The sequence below is a fragment of the Psychroflexus tropicus DSM 15496 genome (assembly GCF_000378765.1).
Taxonomy (GTDB): Bacteria; Bacteroidota; Bacteroidia; order Flavobacteriales; family Flavobacteriaceae; genus Psychroflexus; species Psychroflexus tropicus.
Window position 1 is genome coordinate 185,573 of record NZ_KB905343.1, and the last position, 21,122, is coordinate 206,694.

General features: G+C 36.9%; 17 protein-coding genes and 1 other RNA gene. 8 read left to right on the top strand and 10 right to left on the bottom strand.

Annotated features, from left to right (window positions below):
• Positions 1-7: 7 nt before the first annotated feature.
• Both gldI and F598_RS0105635 read right to left on the bottom strand, forming a co-directional pair.
• A complete protein-coding gene (gene gldI / locus F598_RS0105630) occupies positions 8-547 on the bottom strand; it encodes a gliding motility-associated peptidyl-prolyl isomerase GldI (protein ID WP_019038048.1) in 540 nt (179 codons plus the stop codon).
• Entirely contained in the window at positions 544-1,557 is a 1,014-nt protein-coding gene (locus F598_RS0105635) for a DHH family phosphoesterase (protein WP_019038049.1), read from the bottom strand. The genes gldI and F598_RS0105635 overlap by 4 nt, the downstream gene beginning before the upstream one ends.
• Positions 1,558-1,629: 72 nt before the next feature.
• Between F598_RS0105635 and F598_RS0105640 the strand changes: the two genes are divergently transcribed.
• Both F598_RS0105640 and F598_RS0105645 read left to right on the top strand, forming a co-directional pair.
• Positions 1,630-2,691, top strand: coding sequence for an alkaline phosphatase D family protein (locus F598_RS0105640; RefSeq protein WP_019038050.1), 1,062 nt, complete (start codon positions 1,630-1,632; stop codon positions 2,689-2,691).
• Positions 2,692-2,751: 60 nt separating this feature from the next.
• Positions 2,752-3,171, top strand: coding sequence for a nucleoside-diphosphate kinase (locus F598_RS0105645; RefSeq protein WP_019038051.1), 420 nt, complete (start codon positions 2,752-2,754; stop codon positions 3,169-3,171).
• A gap of 73 nt (positions 3,172-3,244) precedes the next feature.
• On the opposite strand, the gene F598_RS0105650 is transcribed toward F598_RS0105645, so the two are convergent.
• The 5 genes from F598_RS0105650 to F598_RS0105665 form a co-directional block, all read right to left on the bottom strand.
• A complete protein-coding gene (locus F598_RS0105650) occupies positions 3,245-3,775 on the bottom strand; it encodes an outer membrane beta-barrel protein (protein ID WP_019038052.1) in 531 nt (176 codons plus the stop codon).
• 87 nt (positions 3,776-3,862) lie between these two features.
• A complete protein-coding gene (gene rny / locus F598_RS0105655; protein WP_019038053.1) occupies positions 3,863-5,425 on the bottom strand; it encodes a ribonuclease Y in 1,563 nt (520 codons plus the stop codon).
• A 46-nt stretch (positions 5,426-5,471) separates the two neighbouring features.
• Positions 5,472-5,585, bottom strand: a non-coding RNA gene (ssrS, locus tag F598_RS15065) — 6S RNA.
• Positions 5,586-5,636: 51 nt separating this feature from the next.
• Complete coding sequence (locus F598_RS0105660) at positions 5,637-5,933, bottom strand: cell division protein ZapA (protein WP_019038054.1); 297 nt, start codon at positions 5,931-5,933, stop codon at positions 5,637-5,639.
• Position 5,934: 1 nt separating this feature from the next.
• Positions 5,935-6,225 (bottom strand): hypothetical protein, encoded by a 291-nt coding sequence (locus tag F598_RS0105665; RefSeq protein WP_019038055.1) that lies wholly within the window; start codon positions 6,223-6,225, stop codon positions 5,935-5,937.
• Between the two features lie 112 nt (positions 6,226-6,337).
• Between F598_RS0105665 and F598_RS0105670 the strand changes: the two genes are divergently transcribed.
• The 4 genes from F598_RS0105670 to F598_RS0105685 are packed head-to-tail and all read left to right on the top strand — an operon-like array spanning position 6,338 to position 11,577.
• Entirely contained in the window at positions 6,338-7,576 is a 1,239-nt protein-coding gene (locus F598_RS0105670; protein WP_019038056.1) for a M48 family metallopeptidase, read from the top strand.
• Positions 7,577-7,602: 26 nt separating this feature from the next.
• The gene (locus F598_RS0105675; protein WP_019038057.1) at positions 7,603-9,822 is read left to right on the top strand and encodes a RelA/SpoT family protein; all 2,220 of its coding nucleotides are present in this window, start codon (positions 7,603-7,605) and stop codon (positions 9,820-9,822) included.
• 18 nt (positions 9,823-9,840) lie between these two features.
• Positions 9,841-10,302 carry a Fur family transcriptional regulator gene (locus F598_RS0105680; protein WP_019038058.1) on the top strand — a complete coding sequence of 154 codons (462 nt, stop codon included), beginning with the start codon at positions 9,841-9,843 and terminating at the stop codon, positions 10,300-10,302.
• Positions 10,303-10,305: 3 nt separating this feature from the next.
• A complete protein-coding gene (locus F598_RS0105685; protein WP_020684116.1) occupies positions 10,306-11,577 on the top strand; it encodes an adenylosuccinate synthase in 1,272 nt (423 codons plus the stop codon).
• A 78-nt stretch (positions 11,578-11,655) separates the two neighbouring features.
• On the opposite strand, the gene F598_RS0105690 is transcribed toward F598_RS0105685, so the two are convergent.
• Genes F598_RS0105690 through F598_RS0105700 form a run of 3 tightly spaced genes read right to left on the bottom strand, consistent with a single transcriptional unit; the run spans position 11,656 to position 17,566 of the window.
• Positions 11,656-12,804 carry an efflux RND transporter periplasmic adaptor subunit gene (locus tag F598_RS0105690; RefSeq protein ID WP_019038061.1) on the bottom strand — a complete coding sequence of 383 codons (1,149 nt, stop codon included), beginning with the start codon at positions 12,802-12,804 and terminating at the stop codon, positions 11,656-11,658.
• 4 nt (positions 12,805-12,808) lie between these two features.
• Positions 12,809-17,134, bottom strand: a complete 4,326-nt coding sequence (locus F598_RS0105695; protein WP_019038062.1) for a CusA/CzcA family heavy metal efflux RND transporter — start codon at positions 17,132-17,134, stop codon at positions 12,809-12,811.
• A 36-nt stretch (positions 17,135-17,170) separates the two neighbouring features.
• On the bottom strand, positions 17,171-17,566 hold the full coding sequence (locus F598_RS0105700; RefSeq protein WP_019038063.1) for a hypothetical protein: 396 nt from the start codon (positions 17,564-17,566) through the stop codon (positions 17,171-17,173).
• 223 nt (positions 17,567-17,789) lie between these two features.
• On the opposite strand from F598_RS0105700, the gene F598_RS0105710 reads away from it, so the two are divergent.
• Together F598_RS0105710 and F598_RS14770 are read left to right on the top strand one after the other, a co-directional pair.
• Positions 17,790-19,367, top strand: coding sequence for an NADP-dependent glyceraldehyde-3-phosphate dehydrogenase (locus F598_RS0105710; protein WP_019038065.1), 1,578 nt, complete (start codon positions 17,790-17,792; stop codon positions 19,365-19,367).
• A gap of 90 nt (positions 19,368-19,457) precedes the next feature.
• Complete coding sequence (locus F598_RS14770; RefSeq protein WP_019038066.1) at positions 19,458-21,110, top strand: OstA-like protein; 1,653 nt, start codon at positions 19,458-19,460, stop codon at positions 21,108-21,110.
• The last annotated feature ends 12 nt before the right edge of the window (positions 21,111-21,122 follow it).

Sequence of the window (21,122 nt, forward strand, 5' to 3'; positions counted from 1 at the left end):
TTATAATTTATTTAATTTCAGGTTTAATTTCGTTGAGTGTTACAGTAGACTTCAAAGCGACATGAGTTCCTATCTTATCATTATCTCCATAATAACCGTAAGCTTGATGAGATGGGAAAAGAAAGGTAACAGTTTCTCCTTCTTTCATCAATTTTAATCCTTGTCTTAGCCCTGTGAATATTTCTTCTTTGTCTATTATATACGCCCGCTCTCCAATTTCTTTCCTCGAATAAATGGTGTCGCCCTGAAGAGTAAGCAGATTATAATTGAATTCAACTTCGTCACCAAACTGAGGGGTAATGCTATCGTTGGACTTCGTGTTATAATAGTACCAAAATCCATCGGCTGAGGTAATGTAAGTATTTGCTGAATCTTTTTGAATCATCTCCTTTATGTAAGCTTCTTCTTTCTTTACAATCGCCTTATTTATTTTTAATGACTTATTGGTAAAACTTTTAGATGCTCTACTGATTGGTTTTCTTGGCTCAGGCGATTTACAGCCTGTAAACATGAATAAAGACAATAATACTAGTAAAAGAGGCTTCATGTAAGTCGTTCTTTATATGTGTTCAATGTATTTTCAAATTCTGCTAAAGTTGAGCTCAGATCTAGATCACTTTTTCCACCTGCTGCATTTTTGTGTCCTCCGCCATGATAGTGGGTTCTAGCAAAGGTATTGACATCGAAATCTCCAATGGACCTGAAAGAAATTTTAATAATTTGATCTGCTTTATTTTCGATAAAGATAACGGCAAATTTAATACCTTTCAAAGATAAAGCATAATTAACGAAGCCTTCTGTGTCCCCCTTCTTAAAACCATAAGTGTTTAATTCATCCTGTGATAAGTAGATATAAGCTGTACTTAAATCCTCAATCACTTTCAAATTTTGAAGTGCTCTGCCTAGCAGATTTAATCGGCTTACAGCATTGTTGTCAAAGGTATTTTGATGAATCTGACTATTATCCGCTCCGGCGTCAATAAGGTCTGCAATAATTCTGTGGGTCTTGCTCGTAGTAGACGGAAATCTAAAAGATCCTGTATCGGTCATAATACCAGTGTAAAGACAAGTTGCAATGTCTTCGGAAAGTTTGGCTTCTGGATATTGAGTAACTATATATTCATGGACCAATTCACAAGTAGAGGCAATGCTGGTATCTACAAGCATAAAGTCAGCATAATCTGATGGTTCCTGATGGTGGTCTATCATTACATACCTAGTATCTAGAGTGGCTAGAAAAGCTCCCAAATCTCCAGTTCTATTTAAGCTGTTAAAATCCAGTGTAAAAACAATATCTGAATTTTTAAGCTGCTCTTCACATTTCTCTTGGTCTGAGTCAAAGCACCATACAGAATCTACTGCAGGAAGCCATTTCAAGAATTCTGGAAAAGTATTTGGCATGATTACCTGAGATGTTATTCCTAATGTTTTCAAAAATAAGGAGAGTCCGAGAGTAGACCCTAGGGCGTCGCCATCCGGATTTTTATGACCTAGTATACTTACAATTGAATCGGTACTTAGGTGATGTTTAAGCTCACTAATTGTGTTTTTTCTCATAGGCATCAAATGTACAAATTCTTAATAATGCGGTAACACTGTAATTTCTAGTTTTGTACAAAATAATTAATAATGAAAATTTTTTACACTTCAGTCTTTTTGTTGGTATTGTCCATCATAGCTTGCAAATCAAATTCAGAGAAGGAACAAACTGAAAATTCAAATGAAAATAAACTTCAATCGACCTTTAGAATAGCGCTTGGAAGTTGTAATCGGCAAGATAAGTCACAATCTTACTGGTCGGTTATTCAAAGAGACACTGCAGATGTATTTATTTGGGGTGGAGATAATATCTATGCCGATACTAGAGACATGAGAAAGATGGATAGCATGTATACTGTCCAAAAAACCAACGACTTCTACAGAAATTTTGTAGAAAGTCTTCCTCATCCTGTGTTAGGGGTCTGGGATGATCACGATTATGGTAAAAATGATGCTGGCAAGGAATGGACCTACAAAGAAGAGTCAAAGGCTATGTTTATGGACTTCTTTGAAATGGATTCTAGTCACCAAATAGCTCAAAGAGCAGGAACTTATTATGCTAAAAACTTTTCTGTAGGCGAACACGACATCAAAATTTATATGTTGGATTCGAGGTATTTTAGAGATGGACTTCTGGAGGCCGACAATCCTGAGTTGCGGTACCAGCCTCATACATCCACAGATTCAACGTTGTTAGGAAATCAGCAATGGAAATGGCTGGAAGACGAGATGAAATCTTCTGAAGCAGACTTCAATATTTTTGTAAGTAGCATTCAATTCCTATCTAACCAGCACGGCTTCGAAACTTGGGGTAATTTTCCGCATGAAGTTCTTAAGATACAACAGTTTTTGATCGATAATGATTTAAAGAATATCCTATTTTTAAGTGGAGATCGGCATATTTCTGAATTTTCTCAAAAACCAATTGAAGGCCTGGATTATCCACTTACAGATTTTACCTCTAGTGGACTTACACATGCTTATGCCTCTTTTGACGGTGAACCTAATCCGTATAGGGTTGGAGAGGTGACTGCTGAAACAAGTTATGGTATCGTTGATTTAGATCTGATAAATGAAACTGCTGAGATTAAAATTAAATCTACTAAAGATGGTCGAGTACTTCAGCGTTTGAATTTGAACTTTAGGCCTTAAGCAGCCATTTCAAAGTCTTATAAAATGATTACTTTTGCACTCAAAATAAAATAAATTACGATGGCAGGAACCAAAACATTTACCATGCTTAAGCCAGACGCAGTGTCTAAAGGCTATATTGGTGATATCCTAAAACAAATTACTGGCTCAGGATTTAAAATCGTTGCGCTTAAAATGACGCAAATGACAGAGAACGATGCCAAATCTTTTTACGAAGTTCATAAAGAACGACCATTTTACGGAGAACTCGTAGAATACATGACAAGCGGACCTATCGTTGCAGCTGTTTTAGAAAAAGAAAATGCAGTAGACGACTTTAGAACATTAATTGGAGCGACTAATCCAGAGGAAGCAGCAGAAGGTACGATCCGTAAAAAATTTGCGGCTTCTATTAGTGAAAACGCCATTCATGGTAGCGATAGCGATGAAAATGCTTCTATTGAAAGCTACTTTCATTTTTCAGGAAGGGAGCAGTTTTAATCTGATCTTAGGTAAAAGTAAAAAAGGGCAGTTTCATATGAAACTGCCCTTTTTTATTTTGGAATTTACCCAACTAGAAATATAAAGCAAAACCGATGTTCAATTGGAAAATTCCTTCATCAGAAAAGTCTTCATTTAAAGAGAAATTATACCTTAAACCAGGTTCAATGGAAATACTATCAGTAATAAACCATGCATACCCTCCACCTAGACCAAGCCATAAAGGAGTTTCGCCAATAAAATTCTCTGCACCGTCTCCACTTGCACCAGTTAAATCTAAAGTAATAGGAAATTGATTAGCGAGATAATATTTGGCTCCTAATCTGTAAGAAAAAGCACTGACATTTTCACCTTGATCTGGATTGAATCCTTGATAACCTAGTCCAGCTTTTAAAGCTAAATTTTCGGCTATAAAATAACCACCATCTAAGCCTAGACTATATTCTGTTGATCCATCTGAACTTGCAAAACTAAAACTAGTGGTTCCAATCATTGCATTTCCAGTATTGGCTTCAACTAAAATGGTACCTTTTTCAATGCCATCTTGAGCATTAGCACTGAATAAGCCTAAAACTAATGCAAGCACTAAAATTGTTTTTTTCATAACAATTATGTTTTGTTTTTAAAAATAATAGCCAAATATGAGACATATTTGGCTATTCAACTTCAGTATTATTGCTAAATTGAAGATTTATTTAGCGATATTAATTGCTCGTGTTTCTCTTATCACCGTTACTTTCACTTGTCCTGGATAGGTCATGTCAGTTTGTATCTTTTGTGAAATTTCAAAGGATAAGGCTGAAGCTTTATCATCACTTACCTTTTCGCTTTCTACAATGACTCTTAATTCTCTACCAGCCTGGATAGCATAAGCTTTCTTGACTCCTCCAAACCCAAAAGCAATGTCTTCCAAGTCCTTAAGACGCTTCACATAAGAATCTAACACTTGTCGTCTAGCTCCAGGTCTTGCGCCGCTGATGGCATCACAGACTTGTATAATTGGAGATAAAAGAGAAGTCATTTCTACTTCATCGTGGTGAGCACCAATAGCATTACAAATTTCTGGTTTCTCACCGTACTTTTCTGCCCATTGCATTCCTAAAATGGCGTGTGGCAGCTCGGTTTCAGTTTCGGGCACCTTACCAATATCGTGAAGTAGACCTGCTCGCTTAGCCAGTTTAGGGTTAAGACCTAATTCTGAAGCCATAATGCCACATAATTTAGCGACTTCTCTGGAGTGTTGAAGTAAGTTTTGACCATAAGAAGATCTGTACTTCATCCGACCAACCATTTTGACTAATTCTGGGTGTAAGCCATGAATTCCTAAATCGATGATGGTTCGCTTACCTATGTCAATGATTTCTTCGTCAATAGATTTTCTTGTTTTTTTAACCACTTCTTCAATTCTGGCCGGGTGAATCCTTCCATCGGTTACCAGCTTGTGGAGTGAAAGTCTTGCGACTTCTCGGCGTATAGAATCAAAACAAGACAAAATAATAGCTTCCGGGGTATCATCCACTATGATTTCGACCCCTGTGGCCGCTTCAATAGCTCTGATGTTTCGACCCTCACGACCAATAATTCGACCTTTTACATCGTCGCTTTCAAGATTAAATACAGAGACGCAATTATCAATAGCTTCTTCTGTACCAACACGTTGAATCGTATTAATGACAATTTTTTTAGCTTCTTGCTGTGCAGTAAGTTTCGCCTCTTCTACGGTATCCTGTACCATCTGCATCGCGTCGGCTTTTGCGGTTTCCTTGAGAGATTCCATCAATTGAGTTCTGGCATCATCGGCACTAAGACCACTAACCACTTCGAGTTGCTTTATCTTACGATGAAGTATTTTATCGATTTCCTCCTGTCTTTTCTCTAGGTATTCATTCCTGTGCTTATAATCTTTAAGCTTTTCCTCGAGTTCGTTGTTGAGCTTCTTGTTTTTGGAGAGTTCACTAGAGACCTGAGATTCTTTATCTTTTGTTCGTTTTTCGGCCTCACTTATCTTTTGATCTCTGTTGAGAATGACTTTCTCATGTTCAGATTTTAGCTCGATAAACTTCTCTTTAGCCTGAAGAATTTTATCTTTTTTGATGCTTTCCCCTTCTTTTTCAGCTTCTTTTAGGATTTTTTCAGCCTCTTTTTCAGCATTTTGCAGCGTTCCTTTAGCACTTTTACTATCAATTGACTTTGAAATAATAAAACCGATGATAAGCCCGGCTACAGCTGCTATTATAATAAATGTAATTTCCATAATTGTGTATATATAAAAAAAGCCTGTATTAGCCTAGTTTTGTATAAAACTCCGTGTAAACAGGTTTAGGGATACCCAGCTGATCAAGGATCCGCTGCACCGAAGTGGCGGCTTGCTTTAACAACTGAAACTCACCCTTTTTAATTAGTAAATGTTGAGTTTATCAAAAAGGTACGACTAATACAGGCAGTGTCGATTTATGTAATGAACGTTAGTTTAATTGTTGCTTAAGCATTTCATCGAGTTCTTCAAGTTTTACTTCCACTTGTTTTAATTCAGAAGAGGAAGATAATTGGTTTTGCTCAATTTCTGCAGCAAATTGTAAAGCACTCATGGCTAAAACATCTTGCTTATCTCTTACTGCATAATCCTGCTCAAACTTTTTTATGACACCATTGATTCGCTTAGCAGCCTTTCTGAGGCCTTCTTCTTGTTCCGGTCTTATGGTTAATGGGTAAACACGATCTGCTATTGATAATTTAATCTTGAGTTTACCTTGTTGAGCCATTTTATTCTGCTAATTGAATGATACAGTTATCTATTTCTTTAATTAAACTATTTATTTTTAACTTAGTTTCTTTAGTATGCTCGTTACTGCCTAGCATTGCATTGGCTGTTCTGAGTGTTTTGTTCTCGTGTTGTAATCGTTCTATTTCTGAATGCAATTCAGAAATACTTTCTGATTTTGAACTAAATTGGACCTTTAACTGATGATGTTCATCTTTAAGGCGTCTATAGTCTGAAATTAATTTTTTTAAATTAAGTTCTAAAGATTCAACGCTTGATACCAATTTACTCATCTACAACTTTCGCATTGCTTTCAAGCAAATTTAGTATCTATTAATGAATATGACAACCTAGATAGCATAAAATTCAAAAATCATGATTTAGATTTGTCAAAAATCTGTGAGAATGACTCCGCAACTTATCTTTTACTTCATCTTAGGTATTATCTGTTTCAACTTCCTACTTGAGACTTTCTTGGATTACCTTAACTTTAGTCGGTTCGATACTCAAATCCCTCCAGAAATCGGTCAGCTTTACGATGATGAAGAGTATTATAAATCACAAAATTACAAGAAAGATAAATTTAAGCTTAGACTTTTTCAATCCGCTTTTTCTTTTATCCTGATTGTTCTTTTTTTGAGTTTTGAAGGCTTTGAGAAATTAGATACACTTGCAAAACAAATCTTTGATAGCTCAATAGGTATTTCGCTTGTTTTTTTCGGAATATTATTTTTCGCCAGCGAAATATTGAGTCTTCCATTCAGCTATTATTCCACATTTGTCATAGAGGAGAAGTATGGTTTCAATACCTCAACCAAAGCTCTTTTTTGGATAGACCAACTCAAATCTATGCTACTCACTGTTATAGTTGGAGGAATTGTCTTAGGCTTAATTATCTTATTTTACCAGGTGGTGGGAAGAGATTTTTGGTGGTATACCTGGATATTCATTACAGCAATTAGCATTTTTACTAATATGTTTTATGCAAAGCTTATTGTTCCTATTTTCAATACACAAAGTCCATTAGAAGAAGGAGCGCTTAGAAGTAAGATTGAAGGTTATGCCACACGATTAAATTTTGAACTCAAAAATATTTTTGTGATCGATGGTTCTAAACGAAGTAAAAAAGCCAATGCTTACTTTTCGGGTTTTGGCAAAGAGAAAAGGATAACGCTATTTGATACATTACTTGATGATCTGGAGGATGATGAGATCGTTGCAGTATTAGCCCACGAAGTTGGTCACTATAAAAAGAATCATATTCTAATCAATCTTTTGGTTTCTACCTTATTTTTAGGACTCACCCTTTGGTTGCTTTCACTGTTCGTTAGTGAGCCTATTTTAGCTCAAGCACTTGGAGTCGAGGAAGTATCATTTCATATTGGTTTGGTAGCCTTCAGTTTTTTATATGCTCCAATTTCATTAATAACGGGTCTTGTTACTAATTTCCTATCGCGAAAATTTGAATACCAAGCTGATGATTTTGCTAAAACAACTTTTTCATCTGTTTTTCTTATTGATGCTTTGAAAAAATTATCTAAGAAAAGTCTCAGCAATCTTACGCCACACCCCGCCTATGTTTTTTTTCACTATTCACATCCTCCTTTATCTAAAAGGATTAAAAATTTGGAAAATAATTTGTAATTTCATTTTTATAAGTTTCGATTAGTATGGAGATCACGGATGCTTATTTAGAGCAGGAAAATAAGGAGATTACAAAGGAGTACAAAGAGTTACTACGCATCAGTTACAGGACGTTAAGTAGCAAGGATAAAAAGTTGATTCGTAAAGCTTTTGAAACCGCAGTTGAAGCTCATAAAAACCAGAGAAGAAAGTCTGGGGAGGCCTATATTTTTCATCCTATCGCCGTTGCTAAAATTGTAGCCTACGAGATAGGCTTGGATGCCACTTCCATCGCTTCTGCACTTCTTCATGATGTCGTAGAAGATACCCAGTATTCTCTGTCTGATATCGAACAGATGTTTGGTGAAGTAGTGGCTAGAATTGTCGATGGTTTAACAAAAATTTCCAGTCTTAAGAAAGACGGAGATATCTCCATGCAGGCAGAAAACTTTAGAAAGATGTTGCTCACCTTAAACGACGATATTAGGGTGATCATTATAAAAATTGCAGATCGACTTCATAATATGCAGACCATGGATGCTATGCGTTCAGATAAGCAGGTAAAAATTGCGAGCGAGACACTTTACATTTACGCTCCTTTAGCCCATCGGATAGGACTTTATAATATCAAAACCGAATTGGAAGACCTCAGTTTGAAGTATACGGAGCCTGAGGTGTACAACGACATTTTAGCTAAAATCAAAGAGAGTAAAGAGGAGCAAGATGAATACATAGATGATTTTGCTAAGGTTATTTCGTCTGCATTAAACAAAGAAGATATCGACTTTGAAATAAAAGGGAGGCCTAAGTCTATCTACTCGATTCGAAAGAAAATTTTAAATCAAAATATTTCATTTGAAGAGATCTATGATAAGTTTGCGGTACGTATTATCTATGCTTCCACACCAGAAAACGAAAAGTTTTTGGCCTGGAAGATCTATTTCATCGTCACAGATTATTTTAGGCCAAATCCCACCCGATTAAGAGACTGGATTTCTTCTCCTAAAACCACTGGCTACGAAGCGTTGCACATCACTGTTATGGGACCAAAAGGGCGTTGGGTAGAGGTGCAAATTCGAAGCGAACGCATGAATGAAATTGCAGAGAAAGGCTATGCAGCTCACTATAAATACAAGCACAAAGGAGAAGCACAGGATGAACAGGGCTTAGACTTATGGCTTAATCGTTTGCAGGAAGCTTTGGAAAATAACGAGATGAATGCAGTTGATTTTGTAGAACAATTTAAACTGAATTTATACTCTAAAGAAATTTTTGTTTTCACCCCTCAGGGAGATCTCAAATCTTTACCTAAAGGTGCAACGGTTTTGGATTTTGCTTTTGCTATCCATACCGATATTGGTTACCAGACGCGAGGGGCTAAGGTGAATGGTAAAATAGTCGCCCTGAGTCGAGTTTTAAAAAGTGGTGATCAGGTCGAAATCATAACCTCATCCACAGCAAAACCTACTAAAAACTGGCTGGATTATGCTACCACGGCCAGAGCAAGGACCAAAATTAAATCAGCTCTAAGAGAAAAAAGAAAGTTAATTGCTGAAGAAGGAAAAGAGATTTTAAGAAGAAAATTAAAATCTCAAAAAGTTAGTTTAAGTGAGCGAACGGTCAATGAAATGGTTGTTTTCTTTAAACTAAAGACAAGTTTGGACTTATTTTATAGAGTTGGTATTGGCTCTATCGATAATAAACAGATAAAGGATTATGCTGCCTCGCGAAGTAATGCTCTGGTATCCTTCTTTAAAAATAAAATGAGAAGATCTCCAACAAAGAAAGAGGTTGAAGATGCGGACGACGTTTCAAATAACTACGACCAATTGGTTTTTGGAGATGATGAACAAAAGCTTGATTATAAACTGGCAGCCTGCTGTAACCCTATACCAGGGGATGAAGTGTTTGGATTCACCACTATAAAGGATGGTATTAAAGTTCATAAAAAGAATTGTCCTAATGCTATATCTCTGCAGAGCAACTATGCTTACAGAATTTTAAAAGCCAAGTGGATCGATTCTACTCAGGAAGAGTTTAGTGCTAGCATAAAGCTTACTGGTATTGATGACTTAGGATTAGTAAGTGTCATCACCAATGAAATCTCAAAAAACCTTCATGTTAATATCTTAAGTATTGCTTTTTCAAGTAATGATGGAGTGTTTGAAGGAAAATTGGTAGTTAAAGTAAAAAATAAATCTATATTAATTACGCTGATGGAAAGATTGAAAAAAATCGATGGAATAGATAAGGTTAAGCGTGAATAAAAGCATATTTTTGTAATCATGGTAAATAAAGATAATTTGAAAAATGATTTAGCAGTTGTTAAAAACGTGTTTACTAAGTTCTTAGAAAACAACGGACATAGAAAGACCCCAGAGCGTTACGCAATACTTCAAGAGATCTACGAAAGTGATGATCATTTCGATATAGAATCTCTATACATCAAGATGAAGACCAAAAATTATCGCGTCAGCCGAGCCACACTTTACAACACTATAGATTTATTACTAGATTGTGGTTTGGTAAGAAAACATCAGTTTGGTAAAAATCAAGCTCAGTACGAAAAATCTTATTTTGATAAACAACATGATCACGTCATTCTTACCGATTCAGGAGAGGTAATTGAGTTTTGTGATCCAAGAATTGAATCCATAAAAAAAACCATAGAGGAGGTGTTCGAGATATCTATCGATCGCCATTCTTTATACTTCTACGGAACAAGAAACCAACCAAAGACAGACTAAAACATGGCAGTAGACTTACTACTTGGACTCCAGTGGGGAGATGAAGGCAAAGGAAAAATTGTTGACTATCTCACCCAAAATTACAATATTATTGCGAGATTTCAAGGAGGTCCTAACGCAGGACATACTTTAGAATTTGATGGCATCAAGCACGTTTTGCATACTATCCCCTCAGGTATTTTTCACAAGGAGGCGGTGAATGTCGTAGGAAACGGTGTGGTGATCGACCCAGTGATCTTTCAGAAAGAAATTGAAGCTTTGGCTAAATTTAATTTAGATTTTAAAGATAGTCTTTTGATTTCCAGAAAAGCTCACTTGATCTTGCCTACACACAGGCTTCTGGATGCCGCTTCAGAAACTTCAAAAGGAAAGGCTAAAATCGGCTCTACTTTAAAAGGTATCGGTCCAACTTATATGGATAAGACTGGACGTAACGGCATACGTGTTGGAGATCTTGAATTTGATAATTGGAAAGAAAAATACAGACAGTTAGCCAACAAACATCAGGCATTAATAGAATTCTACAACGTAGATGTTCAATACAACTTAAAGGAACTCGAGCAGGAGTTTTTTGAAGCTGTAGAATCTATAAAGTCTCTCACTTTTATTGATTCTGAGGAGTATCTTCATCAGGCTCAAGTCAACAACCAAACCATATTAGCTGAAGGGGCTCAAGGTTCACTTTTGGACATTGATTTTGGAACTTATCCTTTCGTTACCTCTTCCAATACCACTGCGGCAGGAGCCTGTACTGGGTTAGGAATCGCTCCCAATAAAATTCAAAATGTATTTGGAATTTTTAAAGCTTATACTACGAGAGTTGGAAGCGGTCCTTTTCCAACCGAGCTTTTTGATGAAGACGGAGCCAGAATGGCAAAAGTGGGTAATGAATTTGGTGCCACAACTGGCCGTCCAAGGCGTTGTGGCTGGTTAGATTTAGTCGCTTTAAAATATGCGGTTCAAGTTAATGGAGTCACTGAACTCATGATGATGAAAGGGGATGTGTTAAGTGGCTTTAAAACACTTAAAGTTTGCACTGCTTATAAGTATAAGGGCGATGAAATAAATCATTTACCCTTCAATATTGAGGCTGACAATCTAGAGCCTGTTTATAAGGAATTTAAAGGCTGGAAAGAAGATATCACTAAACATGATAGTTTCGAAGCTTTACCTAAAGAATTGAAAGAATACATAAAGTTTATCGAAGATGAACTCCATGTGCCTATCAAAATTGTCTCTGTAGGCCCAGATCGTAAAGAGACTATTTTAAGATAAGCTGTTTAGTTTATAAATTCAAAAAAGCCATTTCTAAATTCAGAAATGGCTTTTTTAATAAGCTTATAATTTAACATATTAGTGATCGTGTCCTCCGCCTCCTGAAGTAAGAATATCGAAAGCACCTTGGGTTAAATACTGAGCTTCAGTATTTATTTCTGCTGCATTTAAAATGGGTCTTATTCCATTCTGCGGATCTCCCGTTTGAACCTCAACTTTTTCAAATTGGTATCGATCTGCAGATTGAGACTCCAGTTTTAAAAGAAACATCTCATTGTCCACTTCAGAAAATGCAGTTTCGGGTAAGGCCAGATGAGTTTCTGTACTAGAATCAAAATAGGCATTCACGTACATACCAACAGCAAAATCGACATCTTCTCGTTTAGGATGCGCATGAATTCTCAGGCTTCTGTTTTCGGTTACTTCAGCTCCTATGACTTTCACGTAAGCCTTGTAAATCTCCTCCGAAATTTCTGGCACTTGAAAACTTAGCGTGTCTCCCTGATTGACTTTTAGAATGTCTTTTTCAAAGACATCGAGTTCCAGATGTACGTGGTCTAAATCTAAAATTTCCATGATCATATCAGACTGAGCTAGAAATTTACCCTGCGACACATTTAGTTTAGAAATCTTACCATCTATTGGAGAATAGATTGAAATTTCTGAGGTTAACTTTCCTTCTGCTACTGCTTTGGGGTTCAGATTCATCAATTTGAGCTGTTCTTCCATTGCTTTAAATTTTGCCTGAGCCTGAAGAAAATCGTTTTTAGTCGACTGAAATACCTTTTGTGAGATCACCTGATCCTCAAACAAATTTCTTTTACGCTCAAATTCCGACATTAGAAATTCATAATTACTTAGGCTCTCCACGTACATTTGCTGAATCTTTAAATAATCGGGATGCTTCAACCTGACCAAGAGGTCACCCTTTTGGACTTCATCTCCAACCAATAAATGCGTTTGGGAAACATAACCATCAAAGTATGAGCTAACTGTTGATCTGTTTTCTGGAGGAACATCTACCATGCCCGTGACCTGAAACTGTTCAGAAAAGCTTGCTTCTTCAAGTCCTCCGAGCTTAAGCCCGGATTTTTCAAACTGCTCTTTGGTGATCTCAATAATTAAGTCATCGTGTACTTCTGCATCTTTGGTTGTAGATTCACTCTTACCACAGGATAAGAAGATCACACTAACAAGGAAGAGGCTAATATGTTTATATCGTTTCATAAGTTTAGTTTAATAGAAAATAATTTAAGTCGATAATAGTTTGGTTATACTCTCTGAGTTTTGTGAGATAATCCAGCTGAATTCTTTGGGCTTGTTCAAGAGTTTGCACATACCTGAAAAAGTCAATTTCACCCGCTTTATAGCTCAGTTGAGCTGTTTTTAAAAGCTCATCTGCCATTTTCAGTTGATTCTCCTGATAGGTGTTTAAAGCTTTTTGTTGAACAGTAAGGCGATTGACTAATTGAGACTGTTCCTGCTTTAAGCTGATTTTTGCATCTTCCAGAGCCGCTTCTTTTGCTCTTTCATTAATGTTTGCAGATTTAATCTTAGAACGGTCTCCAAAAAACAACAGTGGTATATTCAGTCCAATTTGGTAGCCATTAAAATTTTGATCTATAGCCGAATTACTTCTTAAAAAGTAACTTGCTGAAATTCCTGGTAAAAGCTCATTTTTAGCTAAAGAGGAATTGCGTTTGGCAAGTTGTTGATCTAGCACCATCGCCGATAAGCTCAAGTTTTCTGCTGCACTTACAGGTTTGTTCAATTCTAATTGATAAAGGTTTTTTCCTCTTAAAATTAGACTGTCTTCGCTTTGAAGCAGAGCTTTCATAGCTAGTAAACTATTGGTCAATTCCTGTTGAAGTTGATCCTGCTCAATTTTGATCTGATTGGCTTTTGATTCAGCTGTAATCTTTTCTAAATAATTAGACTCTCCTTCTTCAAATTTACGTTGAGCCATGCGCGAAAAATCACTGTAAATCCTAAAGATACTATCATAAATTGATAACTTGGAAGTTGCCTCCAGGTAATTCTGGTAACTGATCTGCAAAGTCTTGATCTTCCTCAGTTCAATAATGCTGTACTGAGTGTTTGCCAGTTCAGTTTTAACTTTATTTAATTTGAGTCTACTTCCATATACAGTTGGGAAATCGAACTGTTGGATCACTCCCCATTGATAAAGTGGCTGATTAGCAATAGGATCCAACTCAGCCTGATCATAGTTTTGGTACACCTGGGTTTTATTAAACGTGAAGGCTTCACCTTCCGCTGCTTCAATGCTTTCAGTTTGCAGCTGAGCTGATTTCAGCTGTTTATTGTTGTCTAACATTTGCTGTTTTAGACTTTCAAACTCTTGATCTTGCCCCTGAGCAGAGAAACCAACACCACAACACAGGATCAAGAATATACTGAGTTTAGGGTTTAATTTTTTGTCAATTTTTCTGTTTTTCAAACTATAAAGCACCGGTAAAATAATTAAGGTTAATAGAGTAGAAGTGATGAGGCCTCCAATGACGACAGTAGCTAACGGACGTTGAACTTCAGCTCCCGCTCCTGTAGAAATAGCCATCGGTAAAAATCCAAGCGCTGTAGAGCTGGCCGTAAGTAGAACAGCGCGAAGCCTGTCCTGCGTAGCATCGATGATATGCTGGAAACTAAGCTTATTGTTATGTGTTTCTCGTATGTCTTTGAAATACTCAACTAAGATGATTCCATTAAGCACAGCAATTCCAAATAAGGCGATAAATCCTACACCAGCAGAAATACTAAAGGGCATATCTCTCAACCACAATAGGAAAACGCCACCAACTGCAGAAAAGGGAATGGCAGTGAAGATGAGTAAGGCATCTTTATGCGTTCTTAAAGCAAAAAACAACATGATATAGATCAAAACTAAAGCAATAGGTACTGCGATTTTTAATCGGGCCTTTGCGCTTTCCAAATTCTCAAATTGACCGCCATAAGTCATGGTATAGCCCACAGGTAAATCAAGATTATCTTCCAAGATATCCTGAATATCCGTCACGACAGATTCTAGATCTCGATTGCGGACATTTACTCCTACAACTATTCGACGCTTCGATTGGTCTCTGGAAATTTTTGCCGGACCTTTGGCAAAGCTTATGTCTGCTACTTCAGCTAATGGTATTTTCCCTGCATTTGGGGTGTCAATTCTCAAATTTCTCAGATCATTGATGTTTTGTCGTTGAGATTCCTGAAGTCTTACTACCAGATCAAAGCGTTTTTCTCCCTCAAAAACAACACCTGTAGATTTTCCGGCAAATCCAGCGGTAATCACCTCATTTATACTTTTAATATCTAGTCCGTATCGGGCAATTTTTTCTCTTCGATAATTCACCAGCATTTGAGGCAAACCCACTATTTTTTCAACAGTAATATCGGCTGCGCCTTCAACACTTTCAATCATTTCTCTAATTTGATTCCCTTTTCGGGCTAAAATGTCCAGATCTTCTCCAAATACTTTGATTGCTATATCCGATCTTACTCCAGTAGTCAATTCATTGAAACGCATCTCTATAGGTTGAGTAAATTCTAAATCCATACCCGGAAATACAGCTAAGGCTTCACTAAATTGTTCTGCCAAATCTTCTTTGGAAGTTCCAGGTGTCCATTCAGATTTTGGTTTTAACCTTACGATCAAATCGGAGTCCTGCATAGACATCGGATCGGTAGGAACTTCTGCAGCACCTATTCTAGAGACTACCTGACTCACTTCTGGAAATTCCAATAATATCTTTTCAATAGCTGTAGTCCGCTCAATTGTACTCTTTAAAGACTTACCCGTTTTTAAGACGGGCTGTATTACGAAATCACCCTCATCTAGGGTGGGTACAAATTCACCACCCATTTTAAAAAATGTAAATACTCCAAGAGCAAGTAAGAGTATGGCTGAAGTAATTACTGCTTTGGTATGACGTAAAGCCCATTTAATGGAAGGTAAATAAACCTGTTTTGCTCCATTCATCAGTTTGGTGGAAATGTTGGACGTCGAGTCAGGTTTTGGTTTTAAAATAAGACTACAGGCCACTGGGACCCAGGTGAAGCAGAGAATCATAGCACCAATAAGCGCAAAGCTAAAGGTGAGCGCCATAGGTCGGAACATTTTACCCTCAACACCACTAAGAGATAAGATTGGTATAAAGACGATTAAGATTATTAACTGTCCAAAGATGGCAGAGTTCAGCATTTTAGAAGCCCCATTTAAAGTGATTTGATTCTTCAATTTACTGATTTCTGTAGATGACTTTTTAGAAAATTCATTGGAGCGTTGCCATAACTTAAAGGCAACAAATTCTACGATGATGACAGCACCGTCGATAATAATTCCAAAGTCCAAAGCTCCCAGACTCATGAGGTTAGCATCAATTCCAAACACGTACATCAAGCTAATAGCGCACAAAAAACTGAGAGGGATAATTGAAGCAATAATCAGCCCGGATCGCCAGTCGCCAATTAATAAAATAACAATTAAACTCACCACTAAAAATCCAAGTAGTAAATTTTCCGCAATGGTTGATGTCGTGCGTTGAATCAGTTCAGAACGGTCCAGAAAGCCATTGATGTAAACCCCTTCCGGTAAGCTTTTCTCTATTTCTGAGATTCGATCTTTGACGGCATTAATTACTTTTTTGGAGTCTGCATCTTTAAGCATCATGACCTGACCAAGTACCTTTTCACCTTCGCCGTTTCCTGTAATAGCACCAAATCGCCTGGCATAACCATAACCCACTTCTGCAACATCTTTGATATATACAGGCTGATTGCCACGCATCGATACACTGATGTTTTCGATCTCTTCTAAACTTTTGAGGAGACCTTCGCCTCTTATAAAGTAAGCTTCCTCATTTTTTTCAATGTAACTCCCCCCTGCGATAGAATTATTGTTTTCCAGGGCCTTGAAAACTTCAGAAACACTAATATCATTAGCTTGTAGGCGCTTGGAGTTGATGCTCACTTCATATTCTTTTAAATAGCCTCCCCAGGTATTGATCTCGACTACCCCTGGAATTCCAGACAATTGTCGTCTCACGATCCAATCCTGGATGGTTCTGAGTTCAGTAGCATCATATTCATCTTCATAGCCTGGTTGAGTTTCCAGTGTATATTGAAAGATTTCTCCTAGCCCGGTAGTGATTGGCCCCATTTGAGGAGTACCAAAATCTGATGGAATTTTTTCTGCCGCTGATTTTAATTTTTCAGCAATAAGCTGTCGAGGCAAATAGGTGCCTAAATCATCTTCAAAAACAATGGTCACCACCGAAAGGCCAAATTTTGATACTGAGCGGATTTCTTTGACGCCAGGAAGATTCACCATTTCCAGTTCAACGGGATAGGTGATGAATTGTTCTACATCAGTTGTGGACAGGTTGCGCGAAGTGGTTATAACCTGGACCTGATTATTGGTGATATCTGGAACAGCACCAATAGGGATTTGAGTTAAGGCATATAGCCCAAAACCGACTATGCCAGAAACCAGCAAGATGATAAAGAATTTAGATTTAAGACTAAACTCTATGAGTTTGGATAACATGTATTATTAAATTGAAAATGAAACAATGGATTCTGTTTAAATCAGAACGCCATGTTTCGGAGGATGCAGGATCTCAGTTATCCTTAAAAGACCAAATTTTGAATGGTAACTGAAATTATGTTGAACAACGTCTACTACAGTACCAATTTTAAATTGTAAAATCTCGGGGGTTTCAAAAAAGAATGTGTGTGAGCATAACTGATTTTCATGAAAAGGCAGCTGGTCGTGTTCCTGATGCTTATCTTCATGAGCTTCTCTCTGTCCGCCATAATGAAGATCCAAAAATTCTAAAAAATTAGTGTCGTGCTCAACTTTATGATGATCATAATGATCAACTAAAATGATGAGACCTACAGAGTTGGAGGGATTTATTCCAAAAGATTGTAAGTTAATCAAAGCAATTAAAATATATATCAACCAATTCTTCATCATTACAAATGTAAAGTATTTTCAAAACATCAACTAAGGCTTACCTAAGATACTGAAATGACTTTTTAAATTTCAATTAAAGTTAAGCGATAAGGATTCATTTCTCACCTCAGCTTTCTTAGATATGAATTTTTAATATTAACATATCCTTTTAGTTGGTTATTGCAAATTGCAGATTCAATTTGTTTAATTTCGGCATTATTTTTAATATAAATCATAAATAGTTATGACAAATTCAAATATTTCTTCAATTGACTCTCTGCTTCATCAAACCACATATCTTGATAATGGTCAATTGGTAGAGTGGAAAGGTCAAATGGATGATGTGTATTCTACTATTTCCTCTACCGAAACTTATCAACCTACTCACTTAGGTACAGTACCGCACATGGATGAGCCTACTGCTCTAAAAGTTTTAGATTCTGCTGTTAGGGCTTATGATCAGGGACAAGGGAGCTGGCCTACCATGAAGGTGAAAGACAGAATTGAATGCATGAGTTCTTTCGTAGAAATTATGAAGACCAAGCGTTCTGAAGTGGTCAAATTACTGATGTGGGAAATAGGCAAAACTCTAGCTGACTCTGAAAAAGAATTTGACAGAACGGTCGAATATATTTATGATACCATTGAAGATTATAAGCAATTGGATAGAGATTGTTCGAAATTTGAAAAAGTGGGTGGTATCAATGCCCATATTAGAAGAGGGCCTTTAGGAGTCGTTTTATGTTTAGGACCTTATAATTACCCCTTAAACGAAACTTTTGCTTTGCTTATCCCAGCTTTAATCATGGGGAACACCGCAGTATTTAAACCTGCAAAACATGGAGTATTACTATTATCTCCCTTGTTGGAAGCTTTTCAACAAAGTTTTCCTGATGGTGTGATTAATGTTATCTACGGCAGAGGGAGAGAAGTGGCTGCGCCAATTATGAAAACTGGTAAAATAGATGTGTTGGCCTTAATCGGTAACTCCAAATCTGCCATTGCACTCCAGGACCAACATCCTTATAAAAACAGATTGCGTTTGATTCTTGGACTCGAGGCCAAAAATCCAGCTATTGTATTACCAAGTGCAGACCTAGACTTAGCTATAGAAGAATGTATAAACGGCACATTATCCTATAACGGACAGCGTTGTACAGCTTTAAAAATTGTCTATGTTCATGAGGATATCAAAGAGGAATTCAACAAACGTTTCTCTAAACGTGTAGATGAGCTTAAATTTGGTCAACCCTGGGAGGATGGAGTAAAGTTAACACCTTTGCCAGAACCAGGTAAGCCAGCCTACATCCAGGAACTGATCGATGATGCCAAAGAGAAAGGAGCGAAAATCTTAAATGAAAAAGGAGGGAAGACGACCGAGAATTATATTTATCCCGCTGTGTTATATCCTGTCACAGAATCTATGCGGGTGTATCAGGAAGAGCAATTTGGACCGGTTATCCCAGTCAAATCATTCAATGATATTCAGGATTTACTCAATGAAATTTCAAAATCGAATTATGGTCAGCAAGTGAGCTTGTTTGGAGACAATGTTGAAGCTTTAGCTCCCCTAATTGACGTACTGGCCAATTTAGTATGCCGTGTCAATTTAAACAGTTCCTGCCAGCGAGGACCAGATGTACTTCCGTTCACTGGTAGAAAAGACTCCGCAGTGGGTACTTTAAGTGTACATGATGCTTTGCGTTCTTTTTCCATCAGAACCTTCGTGGCTTCTAAAGACAATCCGAAGAATAATAATATTATACGCGACCTATTGAAAAGTAATAAATCCAATTTCGTAAACACGGATTACTTGTTATAAACATTAGTTAGCATATTTAAATCTTAAAGCAGCGATTATTCGCTGCTTTTGTTTTCAGAAAAGCGTAATTTTGTTTTCTAAATTTTCAATTTGAAGTACGCCTTAATTATACTTTGTTTTTTAGCTTTTAATACTGCTGTCCAGGCTCAAAAGGGTAAGAAAATTGATTACACCTCAGATAGAACCCGGGTAGATCAAGAAAAATATCCTGATGCTTTTATTTTATCCAAAGTACAAAATCAGGTTTATTTTCTGCATAAAGGAATAGAAGTTTGGTGCGATCGTGCTATTTTTTATCAAACAGATGATTTTTTTAAAGCCTTTGGTAATGTGAGAATGAAACAAGGTGATACGGTAAATATGACCAGTAAGTATGCAGAATACAACGGGAATACTCAATTTGCCTTTGCCAGTGAAGATGTAGTCTTGACGACACCAAGCAACAAACTTACCACGGATTCTTTATTTTTTAATAGAGTAAAACAGGAAGCATTCTACAGATCTGGAGGGAAAGTTCAAGATTCTGCCTCAACCATAACAAGTCTTAAAGGCAGGTATTTTATGAATCAGGATAAATTTTCATTCAGAACAAATGTAAAAGTAAGAAATCCTGAATACGACATCGATACCGAGTACCTGGATTTTTATTCTGAAAAAGGCCATGCTTATTTATATGGCCCATCAACTATCACCAGTGAAACCAGTGTGGTGTATTGTGAACGTGGCTTCTATGATACAAGGCAGGATAATGGGTTTTTTGTGAAAAATTCTACTGTCAATTATGAGAATAGAAAGCTAGAAGGCGATAGTATTTATTTTGACAGGCCTACAGGCTTTGCTTCAGCGACCAATAACATCAAAGTCACCGATACTGTGAATCAATCCATAATCACAGGGCATTACGCTGAGGTCTTTAGAATGAAAGACTCCCTTTTCATTACCAAAAACCCTCTAGCAGCCACTAAGCAGGAAAATGATTCTGTTTATATCGCCAGTGATACTTTAATGGTGACAGGAGAAGTGGACAATCGAAATATTAAGGCTTTTTATGATGCCAGAATTTTTAAATCTGATTTAAGCGGTAAAGCAGATTCCATACATAGCAATGAAAAAACCGGCCTCACTAAAATGTTAGGTGAACCTATTTTATGGTCTGGAGAAAGCCAGATTACGGGAGATACCATTCATTTATTGAGCAATACAGAAACCGAAAAGCTAGATTCTTTAAAGGTGTTTTACAATGCTTACATGATTCAGAAAGATTCTATTGAAGGCTATAATCAAATTAAAGGCAAAGAACTCTACGGCCTTTTTGAAAATAACGAAATCTATGAAGTGGATGTGATTAAGAATACAGAGTCTCTTTTCTACATAAGAGATGATGTTGGTGATCTTGTAGGCATTAATAAATCTCTATCGGCAAAGATTAAAATGTTGCTTGAAAATCAAGAAATTATAGATGTTTATTACTATAACGAGGTCGATTCCAAAACACACCCTAGTTCTCAATTCCCTGAAAATGAAAAAGAACTTAAAAATTTCAACTGGAGGGGAGAAGAGCGGCTAGTATCAAAATCAGACCTGTTTAAAAATAGAGACTCTATTGAGCTTCCAAAAATTCAAGGGATAGAAGATCCAAAAATTTACGATGACTTTTTTGATGGGATGGGTGAACTGAACTCAAATTCTACACTAAAAGCCAAGAGCTTGAATTCATCGCAGGATGAAAATCCAGAACCATAGAAAGCTGCTCCA